The organism is Mycolicibacterium nivoides (assembly GCF_003855255.1).
Taxonomy (GTDB): domain Bacteria; phylum Actinomycetota; class Actinomycetes; order Mycobacteriales; family Mycobacteriaceae; genus Mycobacterium; species Mycobacterium nivoides.
The window spans coordinates 3,452,430-3,465,816 of record NZ_CP034072.1 but is presented as its reverse complement, the minus strand read 5'-3'; the positions used below and the strand labels follow the sequence as shown (position 1 = coordinate 3,465,816).

Here is a 13,387-nt window from a genome sequence, read left to right as displayed (position 1 = left end):
ATTGATCCAGTGAGTCAACCCGCGATCGCCCCATCACCGAAGCGGATCCGGACCAGTTCAGATCTGTGGCGGCTGTTGCCTTATCTGCTGCCGTACCGGACCCGCTGGATCATCATGATCGTGGTCGCGGTGGTCAGCCTGGCCGCGACGGTGGCGATTCCGCTGATGACCAAGGCCGTGATCGACGGTCCGGTGCGCCACCAGGATCCGCACGGGCTGTGGGTACTGGGTTCGGCCGCGGTGGCGGTCGGCATCTCGGAGGCCGTGCTGTGGTTCATCAGGCGCTGGATGGTCGCGCGCGCCACCATGGGCGTCGAGGCCGACATCCGCAAGGATCTCTACGCGCGGCTGCAGATCCTGCCGATGAGCTTCCACAGCCGCTGGCAGTCAGGGCAGCTGCTGTCGCGGGTGATGAACGACCTGTCCACGATCCGCCGGTTCCTGTCCTTCGGGCTGGTGTTCCTGATCCTCAACACCCTGCAGATCGTCGTGGTGACGTCGATCCTGCTGGCGATGTACTGGCCGCTGGGTGTGGTGGTGCTGGTGTCGATCGTGCCGATCACGCTGACCGTGCTGCATTTCGAGCGGGAGTACACCCGGTTGTCGCGGCTGGCGCAGGACCAGACCGGCCACGTCGCAACCCATGTCGAGGAGGCCGCTCTCGGGCTGCGGGTGGTCAAGGCCTTCGGCCGCGAGGACTACGTCTTCGACCGGTTCGACGAACAGGCCACGCAGCTCTACGAGACGCAGTTCGCCAGGGTGAGTGTGTCGGCGAAGTTCTGGACGCTGCTGGAGGTCATCCCCAACCTCACGCTGATCGTGGTGCTGGGCTTCGGCGCGTACGCGGCGGGCCACGGCCACGTCACGATGGGCACCCTGGTTGCCTTCATCACGATGATGCTGTCGCTGGTGTGGCCGATCGCCTCGCTCGGTTTCCTGCTGTCGATGACCCAGGAGTCGTTCACCGCGGCCAACCGGATCGCCGAGATCTTCGATTCCCCGATCGACATCGCCGACGGCCCGGTGTCGCAGGCGCCGCGCGGTGGGCGGTTGGAGCTGCGGGATGTGGGCTTCAAGTTCCCTGATGAGGGGGCACGGGCCCGGCCCGGCGGGCCGGACAATTGGGCTTTGCGCCACGTCAACGTTGTGGTGGAACCGGGGCAGACGCTGGCGCTCGTCGGCGCGACCGGCTCGGGCAAATCGGTACTGGCCGCGTTGTTCTCGCGGCTGTACGACGTCACCGAAGGCCAGATCCTGATCGACGGCCGCGACATCCGGGAGCTGAGCCTGCCCGTGCTCCGGCAGGCCGTGGCCACCGCGTTCGAGGATCCGACGCTGTTCTCGATGTCGGTGGCGGAGAACCTGCGGCTGGGCCGTGCCGATGCCACCGACGAGCAGTTGGGCCAGGCCATCGAGATCGCGGCCGCACAGTTCGTATACGACCTGCCGTTCGGCCTGGACACCCGGATCGGCGAGCAGGGTATGAGCCTGTCCGGTGGTCAGCGCCAACGTCTTTCGCTGGCCCGCGCGATCCTGGCGGCACCCAAGATCCTGGTGCTCGACGACACGCTGTCGGCGCTGGACGTGCATACCGAGGCCGTGGTGACGGAGGCGCTCGGGCGTGTCCTGCGCGGGGTGACGGGCATCATCGTGGCGCACCGCGCGTCGACCGTGCTGCTGGCCGACCAGGTCGCGCTGTTGCAGGACGGCACCATCACCCACATCGGGACGCACACCGAATTGCTCACGCGGGTACCGCAATACCGCTACCTGCTGGCCGCCGATGACCAACTCGACGACGCGAGCGAGCGCAGTTGCGAATGGGAGGACGACGAGGAGCTGGGCCGGTTGCAGCGCGGGCAGGCCGAGCGTGCGGCCATCGACGAAGTGGGCGAGCCACCGTATCTCGGGGCGGAGGTGCAGCGCCGATGACAACTACACAATGGCGCGGCCGGCTGACCGACGACGAGCAGGATGACTCCGACGGCACCCCCGCCGGCGCGTCCGCACTTCCGATCGACGAGAGCGTGCCCCGGCGCCGGGAGGCCCGGGCGTTGCTCATGTCATTGCTGCGCCCCTACCGGTGGACGGTCGCCGTGCTGGCGCTGGTGGTCGTCGTCGAAAACACTGCCCGGCTTTCGGTTCCGATCCTGGTGCAGCGCGGTATCGACCGGGGCATCCCACCGATTCTGGAGGGCGGCCCGGCCCGTGAGCTGATGCTCATCGTCGGCACGCTGTGCGCGGTCGTGATCGTGCAGGCGATCAGCCGTATGTTCTTCCTGCGCCGCTCCGGCCGGGTCGGGCAGCGGGTGCTGTTGGAGTTGCGCCGGCGGGTCTTCCGCCATTTCGGCAAGCTCGATGTGGCCTTCCACGACCGGTATACGTCGGGCCGGGTGGTCAGCCGGTCCACCAATGACGTCGAGGCCATCCAGGACATGCTGGAAACCGGTTTCGACAGCCTGATCACCGCGGTGCTGACGTTGTTCGGTACCGCGATCCTGCTGGTCGCGCTCGACTGGCGGCTGGGTCTGATGTGCCTGGCGGCGTTCCCGATCCTGGTCGCCCTGGTGTGGTGGTTCCGCAACGAGTCGGGCAAGACCTACCGGCTGGTGCGGGAAAGCGCGGCGCTGGTGATCGTGCAGTTCGTCGAGACCATGACGGGGATCAAGGCGGTACAGGCCTACCGGCGTGAGCCGCGCAACCAGGAGATCTTCGACGACGTCGCCGACGAGTACCGGGCGATCAACGAGAAGACCTTCAAGCTGCTGGCGATCTTCATGCCCGGCGTCAAGCTGGTCGGCAACCTCACCACGGGCGTGGTGCTGCTCTACGGCGGTTCTCGGGTGCTGCACGGTGAGATGACCATCGGCACGCTGGCCGCGTTCCTGCTGTACCTGCGGATGTTCTTCGAACCGATGCAGGAGATCTCGCAGTTCTTCAACACCTTCCAGTCGGCGTCCTCGGCTCTGGAGAAGCTGGCCGGGGTGCTGGCCCAGCGGCCCGCCATCGCCGATCCGGAGGTGCCCGTGGCACTGCCGGACCCGAAGGGCGACATCATGTTCCATGATGTCCGGTTCGAGTATGCGCCGGGCCGCCCGGTGCTGCCCGGGCTTGAGCTCTCGGTGCCGGCCGGCCAGACCGTGGCACTCGTGGGTACCACCGGCGCGGGCAAGACCACCATCGCCAAGTTGATCGCCCGGTTCTACGATCCCACGGCCGGATCGGTGACGCTGGACGGCGTGGATCTGCGCGAGCTCGCACAGGCGGACCTGCGCCGCCACGTCGTGATGGTCACGCAGGAGAACTTCATGTTCTCCGGGACGGTCGCCGACAACATCCGGTTCGGACGTCCCGGGGCCACCGATGAGCAGGTGCGGGAGGCCGCCGCCGCGGTCGGTGCGGACCGCTTCATCGAGACATTGCCCGACGGATATGACACCGACGTCGCCAAGCGCGGTGGCCGGCTGTCGGCGGGGCAGCGTCAGCTGGTGGCGTTCGCCCGGGCATTCCTGGCAGATCCGGCGGTACTGATCCTGGATGAGGCGACGTCCTCACTGGACATCCCGAGCGAACGAATGGTGCAGCGCGCGTTGGAAACCGTGTTGGCCGACCGCACCGCGCTGGTGATCGCACACCGGCTCTCCACGGTGCAGATCGCCGACCGGGTACTCGTCCTCGAGCACGGCCGCATCATCGAGGACGGCGCACCGGCCGATCTCATGGACCGGGCCGACGGGGCCTATGCGGCGTTGCACCGGGCCTGGGTCGACTCGCTGGCCTAACGGTCTGAGCGTGACGTTCTCTGCGCGAGAAGACGTGAAAGCACCCTAAATTGTTCGAAACTGGTACTTTCGTGTCTGCTCGCGCAGTCGTTATCGCTTGGCGGTGAAGCGCAGCGTGGCGTCGTAGCTCTGCGAGCCTGCACCGATGCGCACGATGACGTCCCACTGGCCCGGTGCGGACAGGTCCACCTCACCGCGGTAGTCATCGATGCGCTCGGGCGTGGCCTCGACAGTGGGTGCGGCCAAACCCATCTCCGGCATCCGCGGTTCGAAGCGGACCCACTCCGGTGTCGGGGTTTCGCCTGCGCTTCCCAGGATCTCGACGGTCAGCGGGCCGACTCCCACCTTGGGTGGATCGCCCTTCAAGCGCACCAGGTACGGCCCCGCGGTGGCTTCGGCGACGATCGGCGTCCGTGGTTGCGGCCACAACAGCCACAGCATGCCGCCGCCCACGGCGACGACCATCACCGCGATGCCGAGCCAGCGCAGGCGGTTCACCGCGCCGGCTACAGCTTTTCGATGTCGGGAAGCGCCCAGGTCTTGTCGAACAGGGCGGGTTTCGGGCCGTAGAGCCGGAACAGTACCTCGAACTGTCCATCGGGCTTCGTCGGAATCCAGTTGGACTGCTTGCCTTCTGGGGCAGACGGGCCGAAGTAGATGTCGACGGACCCGTCGGGGTTCGTCACGAGGTCGGGCCGGTGTGAGGAGCGGCTCCCGTACGGCAGGTCACGGATCAGCGCGTGTGTCGCCCGGTCGTACACCGTGGCCGACCAGTACAGCGAAACCGGCGGGTCGGCGGGCACTCGAAGTCGATAGGTGGCCGCACCGTCGAGCGACTGACCGTCGGCATCGACGATCGTCATCACGTAGAACTGGCCCTGCCCGAGGTGTTTGGCACTGAAATAGACGAACGAGTACAGCAGGCCGCGCCCGTCGACCGGATAGCTGGCGGGGTCGGCGAATCCGCTCTGCATGCCCTGCACCACCTCGGGTGAGGCGGGCACGGCCCAGTGGGACCCGCTGAAATACGGCGGCGTGAAGCACCCCGGATAGTTGGCGTCGAGCCGCTCGTGTGCGTCGGCGGCCGCCGCCTCCAGTACCGGCTTTAATTCGGCGTTGGGTTCGAACGGCTTGCCCTTTTCGATACCGATCGACTTCAGCACCGAGATCATCACCCGGTCCCGCTGCAACCATTGCTCGCGCTGGATGAACTGGTGAAGCAGTTCGAAGAACCGGATGTCATACGGGATCGTGCTGTCGTACAACGCACCCGACGCGTCGGCGAAGGACGTCGGTTCCGGACCGGACAGCGGATAGACCTTGATCCGCTTGCCGTACTCGGCGGCCGCCGCGACGTCGGCGTCGTCGCTCGATGCGATGTTGGACCGCAGCGCCCCGAATCCGGTGTACGTCGCCGATGGCATCGGGATGTAGCCGGGCGGGGACCTCGCCGTCGAACCCCGGCGGCAGGATCAGGTACTTGCCACCCGCGCCTTTGTCCACCCCGGCGGGCCCGACGTCTTCGAGCGCTTCCTGCCAACCGTTGTCCACCGACCCGGTGATCGAACCGCCTTCGGCGGGAGGGATTTCCAGCACGACCGGGCCGGCCTGGGTGTTGTAGAACGGGAAGAAGTACAGGGTGTCCGGGTTGGGTGTCAGGGTCTGGTTCTTCCAGTCCAGCAGCTTCGACCAGAACACCACCTGGTTGTCGCCCGCGCCGACTCCGGCTGCCGCTTCGCGCAACAGCTCGAAGTTGACGGCGGGCATACCCCAGATCACGGCCTGGACAGCACGGGAACGCACCAACGGGTCCATGCCCAAGACGCTAGTACCTCACCGCACGGTGTCGAAGAACGTCTTCACATCTTCGACGAACAATTCCGGCTGTTCGAAGGCGGCGAAGTGTCCGCCGCGCGGCATCGTCGTGAAGTGGGTGACGTTGTAGCCGGTCTCGCACCAGCTGCGCGGGGCGCGCAGGATTTCCAGCGGGAACGACGCGATACCGGTGGGCAGGCTGACATATTCGCCGCCGGCGAACGTGTTGGCGCTTTCCCAGTACAGCCGGGCCGATGAGGCCGCCGATGCGGTGAGCCAATAGAGCATGACGTTGTCGAGCATCTCGTCTCTGGACACCACGCTCTCGGGGTTTCCGTCACAGTCCATCCACGACCAGAACTTCTCCACGATCCACGCCAGCTGACCGACGGGGGAGTCCACCAGTCCGTACCCCACGGTCTGCGGCCGGGTGGACTGCTGCTTCATGTAGCCCGAATCCCACTTGCGGTAGTACTCGATCCGGGCCAGGGCCGCCTGCAGGTCCTCGGTCATCTCGCCGATGCCCTCGGCCGGCGGCTGCGCGATCGGCATGTTCACGTGAATGCCCACGCACGAGCCCACGTTGCGGCCGATCTGCGTCGTCACCGCGGCGCCCCAGTCGCCGCCCTGCGCGCCGTAGCGGTCATAGCCCAACCGCGTCATCAGGGTGTCCCAGGCTTGCGCGATCTTCCCGATTCCCCAGCCCGTTGCGCTCGGTTTGCCGGAGAACCCGTAGCCGGGCAGCGACGGGCACACCACGTCGAATCCGGCCTCGGTCAGCGGTTCGATGACCTTGTGGAATTCGACGATCGACCCGGGCCAGCCGTGGGTGATCAGCAGTGGGAACGCGTCCTCACGCGCGGATCGCTGGTGGATGAAATGGATGTCCAGGCCATCGATCTCGGTGGTGAAGTGGTCGAACCGGTTCAGTGCGGCCTCTCGGGCGCGCCAGTCGTACTCGTTGGCCCAGTAGGCCGCCAGATCCTTGGTGTAGTCCAGCGGGATGCCCTGGGTCCAGTCCTCGACGCACTCGGCCTCGGGCCATCGGGTCCGGTTCAGTCGCTGTTTGAGGTCGTCGAGATCGGCGTCGGGAATTGCGATGCGGAAGGGGCGGATCTGAGCCATGCCTCCCAATCTGCCAGAGGCAGGTCCCGAGGTCAGGGAATCTGGCGTAGCCGCCGCGCCTTGGAGACCGCCTCGTGACGGTTGCGGGCCCCGAGCTTGGCTGCCGCGCTGCGCAGATAACTCTTCACGGTCTCCGGCTTGAGTGAAAGCCGCTGGGCTGCTTCGGCATTGGTGCAGCCCAGAGCGACCTGCGCCAGCACGTCGACCTCCCGCGCGGTCAGCGGGGCGCTGGCCGGTGGGTCGCCACGCAGGGCGACAGCCAGCCGGTCCGCGAGCTCGCGCAGCGGCCCGGCCAGGTCTGGGGTGTCGGCAGCCAGCCGGCGCAGGTCGGCGTGCACCTCGCGGATCTGTTCGGTGTCGGCCGGCTGGTCGGTGAAGTTGGTCAGCGCACTCTCGCGCATCCGCAGGCGCCGGTCCACCTCGTCGCGGACGCGAAGCTCGTCGCTCAATCGCTGGGCCGAGGCCACCATCGCGGCCGCGGTCCGGTCGCCGATCGGGGCACTGGTGCGGTGCGCGCCGTAGAGCACGGCCCGCGCCGTGCCGTCGACGACAACCGGCACAGCCAGGATCGAGCGGATCCCCTCGGTCAGCACCGGCTCGTCGTAATCGTGGGTGATGGTCGAAGACCGCCGGTAATCGGGCACCGAGATGGGGCGGCGGGACACCACGCTGGCCCCGCCCAGCCCGGCCCGGGGCAGCACCGCGAGCCCGCGCATGGCGCCGGTGCGGGTGCCGAAGAACTCGCTCAACAGCAGGGTGTCGTCGTGCACCTCCCCGCCGAAGGCCAGCGGAAGCCCGGTATCGGTGGCCATGCGGCGCAGCTCGGCGCGTACCGCGTCGCCGTCGCGGGGCCGCAATAACCAGGGGCGCATCGTCGGTACACACTTTCGGGGGTAGCGGGCGGCAAGTGTGACGTAGAGCATAACTGTCATGAATGTCGTCGCGAGCAACACGGACCGCTACCGCGGTGCCCGTGACCAGCTGGTTGCCACCATCGCGGACTACGCCCAGGCTGTCGGGGAATTCGCCTGGCCGCAGATCAGCGGCACCTTCAACTGGGCTGTCGACTGGTTCGACGCCATCGCCAGGGGCAACGACCGCACGGCGCTGTGGATCGTGGAGGAGGACGGTTCCGAACAGCAGGTGACCTTTGCCGAGATGGCGCAGCGCTCCGACCGCGTCGCGGCCTGGCTGCGGGGACTCGGCGTGAGCAAGGGAGACCGGGTCCTGTTGATGCTCGGCAATCAGGTCGAGTTGTGGGAGGCGATGCTGGCCATCGCCAAGCTGGGCGCGGTCATCATGCCGACGACCGGGGCGTTGGGGCCGGCGGACCTGTCCGATCGCATCGCCCGCGGCGGCGCGCGGTTCGTCATCGCCAACACCGCCGATGCGGTCAAGTTCGCCGAGGTGCCCGGCGACTACGTGCGGATCGCGGTCGGCGAGACGCCGGCAGGCTGGCACCGCTACGCCGACGCGCAGGACGTGGCACCGCAGCGGTTCGAGGCGTGCACCACTGTCGATGACCCGATGCTCATCTACTTCACCTCCGGCACCACGAGCAAGCCGAAGCTGGTCGAGCACTCCCAGGCTAGCTACCCGGTCGGCCATCTGACCACGATGGCCTGGATCGGAGTCAAACCCGGCGACGTGCACCTCGCGATCAGCTCGCCCGGCTGGGCCAAGCACGCCTGGAGCTGTTTCTTCGCACCGTGGATCGCCGAGGCGACGATCTTCGTCTACAACTACGCGCGCTTCGATGCGGCGGCACTGCTGGGTCAGTTGCGCCGGGCCGAGGTCAACACGTTCTGCGCCCCGCCGACGGTGTGGCGCATGCTGATCCAGGCCGACCTGGGGGAGCGGCCCGAGGGGCTCCGGGAGATTCTGGGCGCCGGTGAGCCGCTGAACCCGGATGTGATCGCCCAGGTGGAAAAGGCCTGGGGGCTGACGATTCGCGACGGGTTCGGCCAGACCGAGACCTCGTTGCTGATCGGCAACACCCCCGGCCAGCCGGTGAAACCGGGATCGATGGGCCGGCCGATGCCGGGCGTCCCGGTGGTGCTGGTGGATCCGATCACCTCGACGCTCTCCGACGAGGGGGAGATCTGCCTGGACCTGGCGGCGCACCCGCGCAACCTGATGACCGGCTATCTCGGTGACCCGCAACGCAATGAGGCCGTGATGGCCGGCGGTTACTACCACACCGGTGACGTCGCCGGCCGTGACGAGGACGGCTACATCACCTACATCGGCCGCACCGACGACGTGTTCAAGTCCAGCGACTACAAGGTGTCGCCGTTCGAGTTGGAGAGCGTGCTGATCGAGCATCCGGCCGTGGTCGAGGCCGCGGTGGTACCGCAACCCGACGACACCCGGCTGTCGGTGCCCAAGGCATATGTCGCGCTGGCCGATGGCTGGGAAGCCAACGCGGACACGGCGAAAGAGGTCATGGCCTATGCCCGCGACCATCTCGCCCCCTACCTCAAGGTGCGCCGGGTGGAGTTCTTCGACCTGCCCAAGACGATCTCGGGCAAGATCCGCCGCGTCGAGTTGCGCAAGCGTGAGGACGCGGCTCATGAAGCGGGCGAACCTATTTCCACCGAATTCCGATACGAGGATCTTGTGGAATGAACACAGCGATGAGTTCCTATGACCGTGGCCCTACCGATGTTCCCGTGCTCGAAGAGACCATCGGGGCGAACTTCGAGCGCATGGTGGCGGCCGGGCCGGACGCCGACGCGCTGGTCGAGGTGGCCACCGGGCGGCACTGGACCTATGCCGCGCTCAACGACGAGGTCGACGCGGTGGCACGTGGTCTCATGGCACTGGGCGTACAGAAGGGCGATCGCGTCGGCATCTGGGCGCCCAACTGTGCCGAATGGGTGATGCTTCAGCTCGCGACGGCCAAGATCGGCGCGATCCTGGTCAACATCAACCCGGCGTACCGTACCCACGAACTGGCATACGTACTCAAGCAATCCGGCATTCGGACCCTGGTGTCGGCCACCGCATTCAAGTCCTCCGACTACGTGACGATGGTGGCCGAAGTGCAGGCGGAATGTCCGGCGCTGAAAGACATCATCTTCCTCGGCACCCTGGACTGGGACCGGTTGCACATCGAGCAGGTCGGCGAGGATCAATTGCGGGCGCGGACCGGCGAGCTGTCCAACACCGACCCGATCAACATCCAGTACACGTCGGGGACAACAGGATTCCCCAAGGGGGCGACGCTGAGCCATCGCAACATCCTGAACAACGGGTTCTTCGTCGGCGGGCTGATCAATTTCGACCGCGGCGACCGGGTGTGTATCCCGGTGCCGTTCTACCACTGCTTCGGCATGGTGATGGGCAACCTCGGTGCGCTGACCCACGGTGCGACGATCGTCATCCCAGCACCGGGATTCGATCCGGGCATCACGCTGGCCGCGGTCGAATCCGAGGAGTGCACGGCGCTGTACGGGGTACCGACGATGTTCATCGCGATGCTCGGGCATCCCGACTTCGCCCAATTCGACCTGTCCTCACTGCGGACCGGGATCATGGCGGGCTCGGTGTGCCCCGTCGAGGTGATGAAGCACGTGGTGGCGGACATGCATATGGCCGAGGTGGCGATCTGTTACGGCATGACCGAGACGTCACCGGTGTCGTGTCAGACGCTGGTTGATGACGATCTGGAGCGCCGTACCGCCACCATCGGTCGCGCCCATCCGCACATCGAGGTCAAGATCGTCGACCCGGATACCGGCGAGACGGTCGAGCGCGGGGAGCCCGGCGAGTTCTGCACCCGCGGTTACTCGGTCATGCTCGGCTATTGGGATGAGCCTGCGAAAACCGCGGAGGCCATCGACACCGACGGCTGGATGCACACCGGGGACCTGGCGGTGATGCGTGAGGACGGCTACTGCACGGTGGTCGGCCGGATCAAGGACATGGTGATCCGGGGCGGTGAGAACGTCTATCCCCGTGAGATCGAGGAGTTTCTCTATACCCATCCCGACATCGACGACGCCCAGGTGATCGGCGTACCTGACGCCAAGTACGGCGAGGAGGTCTGCGCGTGGGTCCGGATGAAACCGGGCCGTGCGCCGCTGGACGCCGAGGCGCTGCGGGCGTTCGCCTCCGGAAAGCTGGCCCACTACAAGATCCCGCGCTATGTGGTTGTCGTGGAGGAATTCCCGATGACGGTGACGGGAAAGATCCGCAAGGTCGACATGAGGGACGAGAGCGTCAAACTCCTCGGCCTCGGCGACAGCTAGTTTTCAAATGGTCAACCCCAGCGCTTGATCACGTCGCCCACCGGCTTACCGGTGGCCAGTGCCGCCATCATCAGCACCCGCGCCTGGCTCGGCCGCAAGTGGGGAACCATCACCGCACCGGCCTTGACCATGTCGTCGCCGGGACCGTATTCGGCGATGACCTCTCCGTCCGGGACGCGGCTGGAGATTCCGAACGACACCCCGGCCGGTGCGTGCCGGCGTACCGCGTCCACCACGCCGTCACCGGCGTTGCCGGATCCCAGTGCCTCCACGATGATTCCGCGTGCTCCCGCGGCCACGGCGGCATCGATGGGGCCCGGGCCGTCGCCGGGATAGGCCGCGACGACGTTGACCCGGGGTGCGCTGACCGCGGGCACCTCACCGAGGAACGGCCGCTGCGCGGGGTGGTCCAGCCTGAAGGTGTTGTCGGCTACGGACCCGATCGGCGGGGTGCCGCCGAACGCGTGGAGATCCTGGGTGTTCACCTTGTGGGTCCCCAAGGCCTGAAAGACGTCGCCGGCGAACATGATCATCACGCCCTGGTCGCGCGCGGCGGGACTGGCCGCCACGGTCAGCGCGTCCCGCAGGTTTGTCGGCCCGTCGGCATCCGGGGCGTCGGAGCTGCGTTGCGCCCCGGTCAGCACTATCGGCGCCGGCCCGTTGTAGGTGACGTCCAGCCACATCGCGGTGTCTTCCATCGTGTCGGTGCCGTGGGTGATCACCACACCGGAAGCACCGTCGGCCACCGCCTTCTTGGCCGCCGCTCCGATCACATCCCAGTCGGCCGGTGTCAGCTGCGAACTGTCCTTCTTCATCACATCCATGACCTGGACGTCGAGGCCGGCCGCCAGATCGGCGCCGCTGACCGTCGGGCGGCGCACGCCGTTGGCGTCGGTGCTCGTCGCGATGGTCCCCCCGGTGGTGATCACCACGACGTGGCTCGCTGCCGATTCACCCTTGGCGCCGTCCGGGGTTGTCGTCGCTTCAGGCGAAGTAGTGTTGGTCGAACACGCCGTGAGCGCGACCGTGAGAAGGAGTGTGCCCATCACCAGTGGCGACCGGGTCAGCCGGGCTTTGAAGTGGGTCATAGGGCAGACGCTACGGCGGTAGGCGGATACCCACCGGGCTTTTCGCTGCTCATACCGGTTTCGGGCAGCGTAGGCGTGCCATTGCTGCGACGATGGAGCTATGTCGGCCGCGCATGCCTGCAGTGTTGTCGGGCGCCGGACGTGTGCCCTGCTGGCCGTGAGCTCGGCAGGGCTGCACGTGGTGATGCTCGGCGCGACCGCCAACCCGGTGGCCGGTGTGGTGCTCGCGGCGATGATCGTGGGTTGTCTGTACTGTGCGGGTCACCTGTGGCGCAGCGGCACCCCCGGAGTCTGGTGCACGATCGCGTTGATGAGCCTGGCGATGATCGCCCTGCACACCCCGATGCCCATGCATCACCACACCGTGGCGGCCCCTGTCCAGGCCTCGGCGATGATGACGACGGCGACGCTGCTGGCTTTGCTCGAGGTGATCATTGCCGCGGCTGTGCTGACCTACCGCACCCGGCATCGCTCGGTGATCAGCCCGTCGGTGGGATGAACTGACTCAGGACCAGCGGCGCGCCCTGCGGGTCCTTGATCAGGGCGGTGTTGGTCCACTCGGTGTCCGAGCTGGAAACCACTGTGGCGCCCAGCTTTTCGGCCAGCGCCGCGGACTCGTCGCGGTTCGCCACAGCGAACACCACCTGCCAGTGCTCGGGCTGCTGCTCGTCGGACAACTGCCCCGTCCAGCCGATCGCGTCGGAGAACCCGGGCGGGGTACCCGGGGTGGCATGACGTTCCTTGATGCCGGGGTCGATGGTGGCGGCCAGGTGGTCGCCGTATCCCGGACGGCGGATCATCGCCGCGCCACCGGCGACATCGAACTCCCAGTTGAACAATGGCCCGTAGAAGGCCTCGGCAGCCTGCGGGTCTGCCGTCTGCAGGTTGCTGAAATTCCAGGCGCCGGCAACGTTGACCAGCTGGGCACCGAGGCGCCGCCGGGGCTGCCACAGCTTGAAGTGCGCGCCGCGAGGATCGGCGCAACCGGCCTGCCGCCCACCGGGTCCCGCGTCGACAGGCCCGCTCGTCACGGTCCCGCCGGCAGCGCCCACCGCGGCCGCCGTGGCGTCGGCATCGGCCACCGCGACATAGGTGTTCCAGGCGATCTCGTCCCCGGTTCGCGCCGACGCGACCGCGGCCACGTCGTGACCGTCCAGCGTGGCGATCAGATACTTCTCCTCGGCGTCCTCGGGCAGCACGTTCTCGAACGTCCAGCCGAACAGCCGACCGTAAAAGTCTTGGGCGGCAGCCACATCCTGTTGATCGGTGTCCACCCAGCAGGGGACACCGGGTGGGTAGGTCCTTGACTCGGTCATCTGCCCAT

12 protein-coding genes are annotated in these 13,387 nt (G+C 67.1%); 5 read left to right on the top strand and 7 right to left on the bottom strand.

The window, feature by feature from the left end; all coding sequences use genetic code 11:
- The first annotated feature begins 9 nt into the window (after window positions 1-9).
- Entirely contained in the window at window positions 10-1,932 is a 1,923-nt protein-coding gene (locus tag EH231_RS16600) for an ABC transporter ATP-binding protein (protein ID WP_170856288.1), read from the top strand.
- Window positions 1,929-3,782, top strand: coding sequence for an ABC transporter ATP-binding protein (locus tag EH231_RS16595; RefSeq protein WP_124712807.1), 1,854 nt, complete (start codon window positions 1,929-1,931; stop codon window positions 3,780-3,782). Before EH231_RS16600 ends, EH231_RS16595 begins: the two co-directional genes overlap by 4 nt.
- Window positions 3,783-3,872: 90 nt before the next feature.
- Here EH231_RS16595 and EH231_RS16590 read toward each other — a convergent pair whose 3' ends face one another.
- The 5 genes from EH231_RS16590 to EH231_RS16575 all read right to left on the bottom strand — a co-directional run bounded on the left by EH231_RS16590 (window position 3,873) and on the right by EH231_RS16575 (window position 7,594).
- Window positions 3,873-4,280, bottom strand: a complete 408-nt coding sequence (locus tag EH231_RS16590) for a FixH family protein (protein WP_124712806.1) — start codon at window positions 4,278-4,280, stop codon at window positions 3,873-3,875.
- Between the two features lie 8 nt (window positions 4,281-4,288).
- Complete coding sequence (locus EH231_RS34305; protein ID WP_241178186.1) at window positions 4,289-4,645, bottom strand: DUF1214 domain-containing protein; 357 nt, start codon at window positions 4,643-4,645, stop codon at window positions 4,289-4,291.
- A gap of 376 nt (window positions 4,646-5,021) precedes the next feature.
- Window positions 5,022-5,597, bottom strand: a complete 576-nt coding sequence (locus EH231_RS34300) for a DUF1254 domain-containing protein (protein WP_241177748.1) — start codon at window positions 5,595-5,597, stop codon at window positions 5,022-5,024.
- Window positions 5,598-5,615: 18 nt separating this feature from the next.
- Entirely contained in the window at window positions 5,616-6,722 is a 1,107-nt protein-coding gene (locus EH231_RS16580; RefSeq protein ID WP_124712805.1) for an epoxide hydrolase family protein, read from the bottom strand.
- Between the two features lie 32 nt (window positions 6,723-6,754).
- On the bottom strand, window positions 6,755-7,594 hold the full coding sequence (locus tag EH231_RS16575) for a LuxR C-terminal-related transcriptional regulator (RefSeq protein ID WP_124712804.1): 840 nt from the start codon (window positions 7,592-7,594) through the stop codon (window positions 6,755-6,757).
- Window positions 7,595-7,652: 58 nt separating this feature from the next.
- Between EH231_RS16575 and EH231_RS16570 the strand changes: the two genes are divergently transcribed.
- Together EH231_RS16570 and EH231_RS16565 are read left to right on the top strand one after the other, a co-directional pair.
- On the top strand, window positions 7,653-9,350 hold the full coding sequence (locus tag EH231_RS16570) for an AMP-binding protein (protein WP_124712803.1): 1,698 nt from the start codon (window positions 7,653-7,655) through the stop codon (window positions 9,348-9,350).
- 8 nt (window positions 9,351-9,358) lie between these two features.
- Window positions 9,359-10,975, top strand: coding sequence for an AMP-binding protein (locus EH231_RS16565; protein ID WP_090428752.1), 1,617 nt, complete (start codon window positions 9,359-9,361; stop codon window positions 10,973-10,975).
- 11 nt (window positions 10,976-10,986) lie between these two features.
- On the opposite strand, the gene EH231_RS16560 is transcribed toward EH231_RS16565, so the two are convergent.
- Entirely contained in the window at window positions 10,987-12,063 is a 1,077-nt protein-coding gene (locus EH231_RS16560; protein WP_124712802.1) for an asparaginase, read from the bottom strand.
- Window positions 12,064-12,163: 100 nt separating this feature from the next.
- Between EH231_RS16560 and EH231_RS16555 the strand changes: the two genes are divergently transcribed.
- Window positions 12,164-12,562, top strand: a complete 399-nt coding sequence (locus tag EH231_RS16555) for a hypothetical protein (protein ID WP_090427004.1) — start codon at window positions 12,164-12,166, stop codon at window positions 12,560-12,562.
- On the opposite strand, the gene EH231_RS16550 is transcribed toward EH231_RS16555, so the two are convergent.
- Window positions 12,543-13,379, bottom strand: coding sequence for a VOC family protein (locus EH231_RS16550; protein WP_090427007.1), 837 nt, complete (start codon window positions 13,377-13,379; stop codon window positions 12,543-12,545). The genes EH231_RS16555 and EH231_RS16550 overlap by 20 nt on opposite strands.
- Window positions 13,380-13,387 lie beyond the last annotated feature (8 nt).